This is a genomic window from Kitasatospora xanthocidica (assembly GCF_014656195.1).
Taxonomy (GTDB): Bacteria; Actinomycetota; Actinomycetes; order Streptomycetales; family Streptomycetaceae; genus Kitasatospora; species Kitasatospora xanthocidica.
Genome location: NZ_BNBY01000003.1, coordinates 428,399 through 440,790 on the forward strand (window position 1 = coordinate 428,399; position 12,392 = coordinate 440,790).

9 protein-coding genes are annotated in these 12,392 nt (G+C 73.3%); 3 read left to right on the forward strand and 6 right to left on the reverse strand.

Annotated features, from left to right (window positions below; genetic code table 11):
• Nucleotides 1–89: 89 nt before the first annotated feature.
• The 4 genes from IE332_RS08045 to IE332_RS08060 form a co-directional block, all read right to left on the reverse strand.
• Complete coding sequence (locus tag IE332_RS08045) at nt 90–446, reverse strand: DUF1036 domain-containing protein (protein WP_189914439.1); 357 nt, start codon at nt 444–446, stop codon at nt 90–92.
• A gap of 564 nt (nt 447–1,010) precedes the next feature.
• Nucleotides 1,011–2,030 (reverse strand): NADPH:quinone reductase, encoded by a 1,020-nt coding sequence (locus IE332_RS08050; protein ID WP_189914440.1) that lies wholly within the window; start codon nt 2,028–2,030, stop codon nt 1,011–1,013.
• 26 nt (nt 2,031–2,056) lie between these two features.
• On the reverse strand, nt 2,057–2,959 hold the full coding sequence (locus tag IE332_RS08055; RefSeq protein WP_189914442.1) for an aldo/keto reductase: 903 nt from the start codon (nt 2,957–2,959) through the stop codon (nt 2,057–2,059).
• Nucleotides 2,956–3,513 (reverse strand): TetR/AcrR family transcriptional regulator, encoded by a 558-nt coding sequence (locus IE332_RS08060; RefSeq protein ID WP_189914443.1) that lies wholly within the window; start codon nt 3,511–3,513, stop codon nt 2,956–2,958. The genes IE332_RS08055 and IE332_RS08060 overlap by 4 nt, the downstream gene beginning before the upstream one ends.
• 341 nt (nt 3,514–3,854) lie before the next feature.
• On the opposite strand from IE332_RS08060, the gene IE332_RS08065 reads away from it, so the two are divergent.
• Nucleotides 3,855–5,054, forward strand: coding sequence for an enoyl-[acyl-carrier-protein] reductase FabV (locus IE332_RS08065; RefSeq protein ID WP_189914446.1), 1,200 nt, complete (start codon nt 3,855–3,857; stop codon nt 5,052–5,054).
• A 51-nt stretch (nt 5,055–5,105) separates the two neighbouring features.
• On the opposite strand, the gene IE332_RS08070 is transcribed toward IE332_RS08065, so the two are convergent.
• Entirely contained in the window at nt 5,106–5,876 is a 771-nt protein-coding gene (locus IE332_RS08070; RefSeq protein WP_189914448.1) for an AraC family transcriptional regulator, read from the reverse strand.
• Nucleotides 5,877–5,948: 72 nt separating this feature from the next.
• Between IE332_RS08070 and IE332_RS08075 the strand changes: the two genes are divergently transcribed.
• Complete coding sequence (locus IE332_RS08075; protein WP_229928418.1) at nt 5,949–7,172, forward strand: MFS transporter; 1,224 nt, start codon at nt 5,949–5,951, stop codon at nt 7,170–7,172.
• A gap of 15 nt (nt 7,173–7,187) precedes the next feature.
• Here the strand turns inward: IE332_RS08075 and IE332_RS08080 are convergent, their stop codons facing one another.
• Nucleotides 7,188–11,438, reverse strand: coding sequence for a bifunctional nitrate reductase/sulfite reductase flavoprotein subunit alpha (locus IE332_RS08080; protein WP_229928419.1), 4,251 nt, complete (start codon nt 11,436–11,438; stop codon nt 7,188–7,190).
• Nucleotides 11,439–11,803: 365 nt separating this feature from the next.
• Here IE332_RS08080 and IE332_RS08085 point away from each other — a divergent pair, with 365 nt between their 5' ends.
• Nucleotides 11,804–12,313, forward strand: coding sequence for a hypothetical protein (locus IE332_RS08085; protein ID WP_189914451.1), 510 nt, complete (start codon nt 11,804–11,806; stop codon nt 12,311–12,313).
• Nucleotides 12,314–12,392: the final 79 nt, after the last annotated feature.

Below are 12,392 nucleotides of genomic sequence, written 5' to 3' on the forward strand. Positions count from 1 at the left end.
TCGGCTGTTTGCACGCCGAGCCGATCCGCCCTGAAGCGACCATGGCCGTGCGGCAGCCTTCACGGCTGCCGCACGGCCGGCCCGTCAGGTCAGGGCCCGATGACGTTGATCGTGTGGTTGACCGAGGTCACCGGCACGATGATCTTTTTCATGCCGAGCAGCCGGGAGTCGGTGCTCCCCGTGGTCCAGCACCAGTCGAATGCCCGGTCCGGCATTTGGGTGAGGAATTCGCCACCCCAGCTCAGACTTCTGTCCTGGTTCTCCGCGTAGAAGAAGTACTTCGCCCCGTTGACCGGGCCGGAACGCACCTTCAGATCCGTGTGCGGGGTGACCATGAACCATCCGGTCTTCGACCACGGGTCGCCCTCCGAGGCGCAGTCGCCGTTCGCATAGGCGTAAGCGAACCAGACCGTCGTCGACGTGCTGTTCTGGAAGTAGAGTCCCACGGTCATCCCTCCTGCGGCGTGGGGTCGTCGCCACGGCCGTCGTCGCCGGCGTAGTCGCTCTCCACGCCAGGACGGTGGTCCTCACCGCTGGAGACCTGCTCCGTCCGATCCACCGGGACGGCCTCGCCCGTCCGGTCCGGACCGCGTGATCGCCGGTGTTCGGCAGCCTCGTCCGCTGTCCAGGCCCGTGACAATCTCCCTGCCATCTGCGACACCCTTCCGCTTCTTGAAAGACCGAGCAATGCTCAGGTCGTCGTTCTGCGGGAGTTCCGTTACTGTCGTGCGGCATCGCCTCGATCGCGGCCGCCTCGCATCGGGCCTATTGCCGGCTGGTTCCGTTTCACCAAGGCCGAAGCGCCCACCGGGTTCGCCACCTCACAAGCGTTGCGAGCATTACGAGCGCGAATCTCCCGTACACAAACTAGCTTCGGCGCATCCGCGCCGCATCCGGGCGCGTGACGAGGGGAGATCCGACCACGAGTGCGCCCCACCCCGCCGGTCCGGGTCGGGACCCTCGCGGCGAGGTGGGGCGCAGTGTTGGGCAAGGTGGGGCACAGCGTGGCGTCAGGACGTGATGTCCACCAGGACCTTGCCGACCGTGCCGCTCTCCACCGCGCGGTGCGCGTCGGCGGTGCGGTGGAGCGGAAAGCGGGTCAGCGGCAGGCCGTGTTCCGCGCCGACCGGCAGGGCGCCGTCGCGGAGCGCGGCGGCGACGTCCTCGGCGGCCGCGGTGCGCGCCTGCGGACCGGCCGTGTAGAGCACCAGGAACTGGAGGCGCGCGTTGAGCACCATGCTGCGCAGCACGTCCAGTTCGACCGGCTTGCCGCCGTCGTTGGCGTAGGTCGCGATCGTGCCGCGCGCCCGCAGCACCGCCAGGTCCAGTGCGATGTTCGCGCCGAGCGCCACCTCGGCGACGATGTCGACGCCGTCCGGGGCGATCCCGCGGATCTCGGCGGCCGGATCCCCCTCGCGGTAGTCGACCACGTGGTGGGCGCCGGCGGCGGTGGCCAGCCGGGCCTTCTCCGGTCCGCTGACCGTGCTGATCACGGTCGCGCCGGCCCAGAGGGCGAGCTGGATCACGGCGTGCCCGACCGCCCCGGCCCCGCCGGCGGCGAGCACGACCGCGCCGTCCAGTGCCCCCGGCCGCAGGCGGCGCGGGCCGTCCTCGGCGACGGTGAGCGCGCGGTGCGCGGTCAGCGCGGGGACTCCGAGTGCGGCGCCGGCGTCGAAGCCGGCCTCGTCGGGCAGCGGCACGGCCCGCTCGGCGGGTACGACGGTGAACTCCGCGGCGGTGCCGGTGGGCCGCCCGGCGGCGGCCATGAACAGCCAGACCCGCTCACCGACCCGGCTCCGGTCGACCCCCTCACCGACGGCGTCGATCACGCCGGCGCCGTCCAGGTGCGGGGTGACCTCGGGGAACTGCTTGGCATGGGCGAGGCCGGAACGGGCCTGCCAGTCGGTCGGGTTGACCCCGGACACGGCGACCCGGACGCGGACCTCGCCGGGGCCGGGCACGGGCAGGTCGCGGTCGACGAGCCGGAGGACGTCCGGGCCGCCGTTCTCGCGGTAGACGATGGCTTTCATGATCCGTCCTCACAGGGGCGCGGCGGTCAGCCGATGGGAACGTCGGCGGAGCGGGACTCGATGGCGTCGAGGGCGGCCAGGGCGGCGGCGTCGAGCGCGATCCGGCCGGCCGCCGTGTTGGCCTCCAGGTGAGCGGGGTCGGCGGTGCCGGGGATGAGCAGCACGTTGGGGGCGCGGTGCAGCAGCCAGGCGAGGCCGACCTGCGAGGGTGTGACGCCCAGGGATTCGGCCACGGCGTGCACCGCCGGCTCGTCGGTCACCTTGGGCAGGGCCGGGAAGGACCCGCCGAGCGGGAAGAACGGCACCCAGGCGATGCCCTCCGCCGCGCACAGCCGCAGCAGCTCCTCGTCGTCGCGGGAGACGAGGCTGTACGCGTTCTGCACGCAGGCGATGCCCGCCGGCAGGGCGCGCCGCAGCCCGTCGAGGGTGACGCAGCTCAGACCGATCGCGCCGATCTTGCCCTCGTCGCGCAGGGCGGTCATCACGTCGAGCTGGTCGTCGAGGTCGACCAGCTGGTCGCCGTCGGGTCGCAGACCGGGGCCGGAGTCGAGCCGGCGGAGGTTGACCACGGGGAGCCGGTCGACGCCCAGGCTGCGCAGGTTCTCCTCGACGCTGGCGCGCAGCTGTTCGGGGCGCTGCGCGAGCCGCAGCGGCATCGGCCCGCCCGGATCCGGGTCAGCCCCCACCTTCGTGACGACCAGGACGCCGTCCTCGGGGTGCAGCGCCTCGCGGATGACCCGGTTTGCGAACCCGAAGCCGTAGAACTGAGCGGTGTCCACGTGGTCGACGCCCAGTTCGACCGCGCGTCGCAGCAGGGCGACGGCCTCGTCGCGACTGTGGTGCAGGCGTTCGAGCTGCAGGGCGCCGTAGCCGACCCGGGAGACGGTGCGGCCGGCGAACGGAGCGGTCCGAGCAGTCGGGGTGGTCATGGCGCGGTCTCCTCGGTCGGTGACTGCAGGGCGGTGTACAGCAGTTGGGCCAGGTAGAGGCTCTGCACCCGGTGGGCGATCGGGGTGGCGCGCTCCTGGGCCTCGGCCGGTTCGAGGTGTTCGACCTTGACCAGCCAGGCGGTGACGCTGTCGTGCACCATCGCGCGCATCCGGTCGATGGTGTCGACGACGATGCCGTGGATGACCGGGTTGTTGGTCGCCTCGCCCCAGGTCTGCACGCCGACCCGGGCTTCGACCGGGTCGATGCCGGCGATCAGCCGGTCGAGCAGTTCGTCGGGGTCGGGCGGGGTGTCGCTCCCGGCGTACTCGCCGAGGGCCTCCGCGCGCTTGGCGAGCACCGCGTGGGCGGAGGCCTGGACCAGGTCGGCCTTGTTGCGGTAGTGGGCGTAGATCGAGCCGGTCGACAGGCCGGACTCGGCCGTGATGTCGGCGATCGAGGTCCGCTCCAGGCCGTTGCGGCTGAAGCAGCGGACGGCGGCCTCGGTGATCTGGGCACGTCGGAGTTCCTTGCGCGCGTCGGTGAGTCGAGGCATCGCACCTCCTGCAAAAAGAATCGCTGTTCTGCTTGTGAGCCTCACCATACAGAACCACTGTTCCGTTTGTCGCCCGGCCAGTTGTGGCGAGGGATCACTCTTCTGAGAAGACCTCCGACCGCCAGTACCGACGACGCCGCACACCGGGCCACCCTTCCACCGACGCCGAGACCCCCGAGCTGCGGAAACACCGTCAGCACGAGGGCGGAACCGACAAGATCGGTGCGCGGACGCTGGCACATGTCGCCAGATCACCGCACGGACCGGCCGGACCAAGATGGAGCAGCGGCCGGGCCCGGAGTGGGCGCGCGGCACTCCATCAGCACGAAGGACGGACAGCGATGACCCTCCGCCAGATCAAGCCCGGCAACCGCGGCTTCCTTTACGTCAACTCCCACCCCGGGGGCTGCGCCGCCGTCGTCGACGACCTGTGGCAGCAGACCCCCGCGCCCAGCGGCCCCGCCGGCGCGGAGGGACCGGTCGCCCTGATCATCGGCTCCAGCGCCGGGTACGGCCTCGCCGCCACCGTCGCCGCGCTGCGCACCCACGGCATGCGCGGGGTCGGCATCGCCTTCGAGGCCCCCGAGACCGAGCGCCGGACCGCCTCCGCCGGCTGGTACCGGACCGCCCGCACCGCCGAACTCGCCGGGCCCGACGCCGACTTCACCTTCCTCAACGCGGACGCCTTCGCCACCGCGGCCAAGGAACAGGCGCTGGACCACCTCGCCGCCCGGTACGGCCGGGTCGACTACCTCGTCTACAGCGTCGCCGCGCCCCGCCGCACCGACCCCGCCACCGGCGAGGTCCACCACTCGGCGATCAAGCCGCTCGGATCCGCCTACCGGGCCAAGACCCTGCAGTTCGACGGGGACACCCCGGTCGTCGGCGCCCTCGAACTCGACCCGGCCGACGACGCGGAGCGCGAGGCGACCGTACGGGTCATGGGCGGCGACGACTGGAAGCTCTGGATCGACGCCCTGGCGGACCGCGGCCTCATCCACGGCGGATTCCACACCGTCGCACTCTCCTACGTGGGCTCCGACCTCACCGCGCCGATCTACCGGGCCGGCACCATCGGCGCGGCCAAGCAGCACCTGGAGGAGACCGCGCGCCACCTCCAGCAGCGCCTCGCCCCGCTCGGCGCACAGGCCCACACCGTGGTCGCCGGCGCGGCCGTCACCCAGGCCTCGACCGCCATCCCGTCCATCGCCCTCTACACCAGCCTGCTCCGCGCCGCCCTCGGCGACGACTTCCGCAGCACCGCCCAGCAGGCCACCACCCTCTGGCAGCAGCTCACCGGCGCGGCACCGCTCCAGCTCGACGAGGAGCAGCGGATCCGCCTGGACGGCTGGGAGCTGGACGCCAAGGTCCAGGCCGACATCCACGCCCGCTGGGCCGCCGCCACCACCGACACCCTGCCCGACCTCGCCGACACCGATTGGTTCCACACCCAGGTCGGCCGCCTCTACGGCTGGCACGTCCCCGGCACCGACTACGCCGCCCCGGCCCAGACCACCGTCCCCTGGCCGGCCATGCACTGACCAGGCATCCCGTGCCGGGCGCAGCGGGCGGAAGGCGTAGCCCCGGGGCCCTCAGTCGAAGTAGCCGGTCGGTGTGACGCCGAGGGAGCGGCGGAACATCGCGCTGAAGGCGCTCGGGGTGGCGTAGCCGAGGTCGGCGGCGACGGTGCTGACCGGGGTGGCGCGGGCGAGCAGGATCACCGCGTGCAGCAGGCGGGCCTGCTGCACCCAGTGGGCCAGGGTCATGCCGGTGGCGTGGGGGAAGCGGCGTTGCAGGGTGCGGGGGCTGAGGTGGGTGTGGGCGGCCGCGGTGGCGGTCGTCCACACCGCGCCCGGGTCGGCCCGGATCGCGGCGCACAGCCTTTCCAGCTCGGGGTCGGCGGGCACGGGCAGGTGCAGGGCGGGCACCGGCTGCGGCTCCAGTTCGTACAGCAGCAGGTCCATCAGCCGCCCGTCCCGCCCGTGCGGGTCGTACTCCAGCGGGATCCTGGTGGCGGCCTCGATCAGCTCGCGCAGCAGCGGGGAGACCGAGACGACGGTGGGTTCGCCGGGCGGCTCGGGTGCGGCCCGCGGTTCGACGTAGACGGTGCGCATCCGGACCCGGCCGGCGCAGGTCATCGCGTGTTCGGTCTCCGGCGGGACCCAGACGCCCCGGGTCGCGGGGACCACCCAGCTGCCCCGGTCGGTGACGACCGTGATGACCCCGCTGGTCCCGTAGATCAGCTGCGCCCGGCGGTGCCGGTGCGGCGGGATGTGGTGGCCGTCGGGGAGGTCGCGTGCCATCGCGGCCAGCGGCCTGGGCACGTGCTGGTAGTCCTCGCGGTTCTCGCTCTTGCCGTGCATTGGCACACTCTCGACAGTTCTCGGCGTTCGCGCGACAGCATGCCAGGTCCGGCCTGCCTAGCGTGGACTCACGTGATCGACACCGCCGCTCCCTGCCGCCCCTCGCCTGCCGCCCCCACCCGTGGGGTGCCGATCGTGCTGCTCGCCGCCGCCTCGGCGGTCACCGCCGCGAACGTCTACCTGAGCCAGCCGCTCCTCGGTGCCGCCGCCCGTTCCCTGCACAGCAGCCCCGCCCTCCTGGGCGCCGTCCCGACCGCCACCCAGTTCGGCTACGCCGTCGGGATCGCGCTGCTGGTCCCGGCCGGCGACTGCGTCGACCGCCGTCGGCTGATCTGCGCGCTGAGCGGGGCCGCCGCACTGGCGCTGGCCGCCTGCGCGCTGGCCCCCGGCCCGGGCTGGCTGGCGGCCGCCGGGTTCGTCCTCGGCCTGGTCTCCCCCGTGCCGCAGCTGGTCGCGCCGCTCGCGGTGGCACTGGCCGGCGGACGGGCCACGGGACAGGCCGCGGGACGGCCGGTGGGACGGACCGTCGGCGTCGTCCAGGCCGGGCTGCTGGTCGGGGTGCTGGGGGCGCGCACGTACGCGGGTGCGGTGGCCTCGGTCGCGGGGTGGCGAGCGGTCTTCTGGTGCTCCGCCGGGCTCACCCTGCTGCTGACGCTGGTGCTCCGGCGGACGCTGCCCGCCCTCCCGCCGGTCGGGGCGGTCCGGTACGGCGCGGCGCTGGCCTCACTGCCCCGGTTGTTCACGGCCGAGCCGCTGGTCCGGCGGGTGACCGTGTCCGGCGCCCTGGTCGGGGTCTCCTTCGGGGCCTTCTGGACGGCGCTGACCCTCCTGCTCGACCAGCACTACCGCTTCGGCTCAACGGTGATCGGCCTGTTCGGGCTGGTCGCCGCGGCGAGCGCGCTGCTGTCCCCGGCGGCGGGACGGCTCGCGGACCGGCTCGGCGCGCGGCGCGGGCCGGCCGCGCTGGTGGTGGCGGTGCTCGCGGGGTGGGCGCTCCTGCTGCCGGGCGGCGGTTCGCTCGGCTGGCTGACCGCGGGCGTGGTGGTGCTGGACGTGGCCACCTGGGGCAACCAAGTGGCCTGCCAGAGCGCCCTGTTCACCCTCTCGCCGGGGGCGCACAACCGGCTGAACACCTGCTACTTCACCCTGCGTTTCGCCGGCATCGCCGTCGGCTCGACGGTCGGCTCGCTCGCCTGGGCGCAGGGCGGCTGGTCGGCCGTGGTCGCCGCCGGAGTGGCGGCGGGGCTGGCCGCCCTGGCCGTGACGGTCGCCCGGTCACGGCCGCGACGGGGCTGAGCCGCACGCACGGCCTCAGTAGACGTCGCGGGCGTAGCGCCTGTCGGCGGCGAGCTGCTTGACGTACGCGGCCGCGCCGTCCTCGTCGAGTCCGCCGTGGGCGACGGCGACGTCGCGCAGGGCCCGGTCGACGTCCTTGGCCATGCGGGAGGCGTCGCCGCAGACGTAGAAGTGGGCGCCGTCCTGGAGCCAGGACCAGAGCTGGGCGCCGTGTTCGCGCATCCGGTCCTGGACGTAGACCTTGTTGCGCTGGTCCCGGGAGAACGCGAGGTCGACGCGGGACAGCGTCCCGTCGCGGTGCAGTTCGGCCAGTTCGTCCCGGTAGTAGAAGTCGGTGGCGCGGCGCTGTTCGCCGAAGAACAGCCAGTTGCCGGCCCGGTGGCCGAGGGCGCGCCGCTGGTCGAGGAAGCCCAGGAAGGGGGCGACACCCGTACCGGGGCCGACCATGACGGCCGGGGTGTCGGGGTTGCCGGGCGGCCGGAAGTGGGCGGAGCCCTGCACGAACAGCGGTACCTCGGTACCGGGTTCGGCATCGGCGAGGAAGGTGGAGGCGACCCCCTTGCGGGCGTGGCCGCGCGGGCCCTCGTAACGGAGCACGGAAACGGTGAGGCTGACCCTGCCCGGGGTGGCGAGGGGGCTGGAGGAGATCGAGTACATCCGGGGCTTGAGGGGCTTGAGGAGGGCGGCCCACTCCTGGGCACCGAGGCGGACCGGGAACTCGGCGAGCAGATCGACGGCCTGACGCCCCCAACTCCACTTCGCCAGGCCGTCCTTGTTGTCCGGGCGGAGCAGCCGCTTCAGTTCGCGGTCGCCGGTGCGGTCGGCGACCGTACGGAGCAGCTCGGGGGTGATGCGGGTGATGTCGAGGTGGTGGAGGAGGACGTCGGTGAAGGTGGCGGTGCTGGTGCCGGCGAGGACGACTTCGGCGCCGGGGTCGAGACCGGTGACGGCGAGCCATTCGGCGACGAGGTCGGGGCAGTTGGTGGGACGGACGCCGAGGGCGTCGCCGGCCTGGTACTCGACCTGGTCGCCGATGTCGAAGGTGAAGCGGCGGACCTCCTTGTCGGCGCCCGGGAGGCTGAGCAGCTCGTTCCCGGAGAGGGGAGCCGGGTAGGGGTCGTTCCTGGTCGGTCGGGCGGACGGCGGGGCGGACGGCACGGCGGACGGCGGGGCGGGCGACGTGCTTCCGGCCGCCGGGAGTGTGGTGGCTGCCGTGGGGCGCGGCTCCTCGGCCGAGGTGTCGGGGGCGGAGAGGGCGTCGAGGGCGTCGAGGGCGTCGAGGGCGGAGAGGACGGCGTCGAGCCAGGCTCCGGCGGCGTCCTCGTAGTCGGGTTCGCAGTCGGTGCGCGGGTGCAGGCGGATGGCGCCGAGTTCGGCGAGGCGTTCGTCGAGGCGACGGCCGTGGCCGCAGAAGTCACCGTAGGCGGAGTCCCCGAACGCGAGGACGGCGTAGCGCAGGCCGTCCAGCCGCCGCGTGTCGGGCGTGTTGAGGCCCTGCCAGAAGTCGGCGCCGTTGTCGGGGGCATCGCCGTCGCCGAACGTGCTGGTGACGACGAGCAGGTCGGTGTCGGCGGTGAGATCGGCGGGCGTCGCCTCCGCCATGGGGCGCAGGTCCGGAACGCGGCCGGACTCGGCGATCCGGGTGCCGACGGCGGCGGCGAACTCCTCGGCGTTACCGGTCTGGGATGCCCACAGCAGGAGCAGGCGCCGGGTCGAGGGGCTGGTGACCGGGGCGGCGTCCGGGGCGGGTCCGCCGGTGGGCACCTGCGGACCGCCCGGTGCGGCGACGCGGGAGAACAGGCCGGCGAGAGCGCCGTCGACCCACCGGGCCGTCTCGTGGTCGAACGGGGCGCCGGGCGGCAGAACCGGAATCCCTTGGCCGGGCGGGGCCAGCATGACACCGGAGAAGTAGCCGGCGAGGTAGCGGCGCTCGTGCTCGGCGAGCGGAGGCGGCACGAGGTCGGAAAGGCCGAGCATCGCCGCCAGCGCGGGTACGGCGTCCTGCTCAGGGGAGGGTGCGCCATCCGCCGTGTCCGCAGCAGGCTCGCTCTCGGGTCGGGCCACGGGCACCGGCGCCACCGGCACCGGAACCGCCGCCTTGGCGAGGGTGACGGCGCAGACCTTGAATTCGGGCTGGAAGGAGACCGGGTCGACGGCGTCGTTGGTGACGGCGTTGATGCTGAGGTACTCGCCGAACAGGTCGTTCCAGTGGAAGGGCGCGAAGCAGTTGCCGGGGCGAACCCGGTCGGTGACCACGGCGGGCAGCACGGCCCGGCCGCGTCGGGAGGTGATCTCGACGTGGTCCCGCTCCCCGATGCCCAGCCGCTGGGCGTCCTCGGGGTGGAGCTCCACGAACGGCCCGGGGTTGAGCTTGTTGAGCTTGGAAACCTTCCCGGTCTTGGTGAGGGTGTGCCACTGGTGCTGGAGGCGGCCGGTGTTGAGGACGAACGGGTAGTCGTCGTCGGGGAGTTCGGCGGCCGGCAGGTGCGGGCGGGGGAAGAACCGGGCGCGCCCGTTTCCGGTCGGGAAGACCAGCCGCGGCCGGGTGCCGTCCTCGCGTTCCAGGAGGGCCTGGCTGACGCCGTCGTTGAGGTAGCGGACGGGGTTGCGGTCGGGCCCGCCGGGCGCGGCGGGCCACTGCACCGGTGTCCCGCGCAGCCGCTCGTAGGTGACGCCGCGGATGTCCCAGCCGGTTTGGGGGTTCCAGGCCCGCTTGATCTCCTCGAAGACCTCCTCGGAGTTGGCGTACGTGAAGGCGTCGGCGAACCCCATCGCGCAGGCGACGCGGGCGATGAGCTGCCAGTCCGGGGTGGCCTGGCCGGGCGGGGTGACCACGCCGGGGACGAGGGTGAGGTTCCGCTCGGAGTTGATCATCACACCGTCGGACTCGGCCCACAGGGTGCCCGGGAGGACCACGTCCGCGTACGCGTTGGTCTCGGTCTCGGCGAAGACGTCCTGGGTGATGACGAGTTCGGCGGCCTCCAGACCGGCGATGACGGTCTTGCGGTTGGCGACCGAGGCGACCGGGTTGGTGCAGATGATCCAGCACGCCTTGGTGTCACCGGCGGCCATCCGCTCGAACATCTCCACCGTGCCGCGCCCGACCTCGGTGCGCAGCGTGCCGGCCTCGATGCCCCAGAGGTCTTCGACGAAGGCGCGGTCGGCATCGACGAGGACGGAGCGCTGGCCGGGCAGACCGGGGCCCATGTAGCCCATCTCGCGGCCGCCCATGGCGTTGGGCTGGCCGGTGAGCGAGAGCGGCCCGGCGCCGGGGCGGCAGATGGCGCCGGTGGCCAGGTGCAGGTTGACCAGGGCGTTGGTGTTCCAGGTGCCGTGGGTGGACTGGTTGAGGCCCATCGTCCAGCAGCTCATCCAGTCGCCGGCCTCGCCGATCCACCGCGCGGCCTGCCGGATGTCGGCCTCGGCGAGGCCGGTGATCTCCGCGACCTTCGCCGGCGGGTAGTCGGCGAGGAAGCCGGGCATCTCCTCCCAGCCGTCGGTGAAGCCGGCGATGAACTCCTCGTCGGTGTGGCCGTTCTCGACGAGCAGGTGCAGCAGCCCGTTGAGCAGGGCGAGGTCGGCGCCGGGCCGGATCTGCAGGAACAGGTCGGCCTTGTCGGCGGTGGCGTTGCGCCGGGGGTCGACGACGATGAGCTTGGCCCCGGCGGACTTGACCCGGTCCATCATGCGCAGGAACAGGATGGGGTGGCAGTCGGCCATGTTGGCGCCGATGACGAGGAAGGCGTTAGCGCGGTCGAAGTCCTGGTACGAGCCGGGCGGGGCGTCCGCGCCGAGCGACAGCTTGTAGCCGCTGCCCGCACTGGCCATGCACAGCCGGGAGTTGGACTCGATCTGGTTGGTCCCGATGAAGCCCTTGGCCAGCTTGTTCGCCAGGTACTGCGCCTCCAGCGACATCTGCCCCGACACGTACAGGGACAGCGCGTCCGGACCGTACTTGTCCAGGACCGCCCGCAGCCGACCGGCGACGGCCGCCACCGCCGCGTCCACGTCGACGGGCACCGCCGGCTCGCCCCGGGCGCCGCGCACGAGCGCGGTCTCCAGGCGCCCGGGGGCGGCGAGCAGGTCGGCGTGGGTCGCGCCCTTGGTGCACAGCCGACCGCCGTTGGCGGGGTGGTCCTTGTCGCCCGACACCTTGGCCACGGTCCGGCGGCCGTCCGCGTCCTGCTTCAGGTCCAGCACGACCCCGCAGCCGACGCCGCAGTACGAACAGACCGTCCGCACCCGGCCCGCGTCCGTCCCCGCCACAGTGCCCCCTCAGCCGTACGGGTGCCGGGGCTGCTCCGCGCATCGCGTTCCACCGGCAGCCGGGGCCGCTCCCCGACGGGAGCCACCGTAGGAACGGCGTGTTGCGACCGGCCGAGAAGATCGATTCAGCGCCGTTACGGCGCCCGCACCGCGCTCCGCCCGGGCTGTGAGGACACGAGGTGGCGCGGGAGGAAGCTGCGCGGGGGCACCCAGGCGGTGCCCCCGTCGGCGGGTGTGCCGCACCCGCGTTCGGGAACCGCCGTCAACCACCAGCGCGCGGATCGGGGCGAATCCGCGCTTCACCAGCGGTTCACCGCGCCGGAGCGGTACGTTGGCGGTCGCCGATTGCAGGGAGAACCGTCGACATGACCATCGACCAGGCCGCCCTCGGCCGCGCGGTGAAGGCGGTCTCCGCCGCCGCGCACGCCGATGACGCGGCCGCGCTGTACCGGGCCGTGATGCCGCCGGCGGGAACGGAGACACCGCCGGCCGAGGCCGGGACCTGGTTCGGGACCCTCCTCATCCACCTGGCACTCACGGCGGCGGCCACGTCGGAGCTCGAGCCGGGCTGCCCCCGGGAGGCCGTCTCGGAGTGGATCGGGCAGGAGCTGGGCCCGCCGCCGACCCCGGCACTGCTGCGCGCCGCGGACCCCGACCGCATCGACCACGTCGAAGCCGTGAGCGCCGCGGCGGACCACTCCCGGTACCACGAGTACGCCGTCGACCTGATCCGGCTGGGCCTCGCCGAGCCGGACGAGGCACCGGACGAGCGAGGCGTCGACGCCCATTGCACGGTGACGAACGACAAGGACGCGCGGATCGTCGTGATGGCGATGCTCGGCCGCCTCGCCGCCGCTCCCGGCGGGCGAGGCTGACGATGCCGCCCCCGGTCTGACACCGGGCACGGTGTCAGACCGGGGGCGTCGACGAACCTGTTCGGGACGCGTGGGCGAA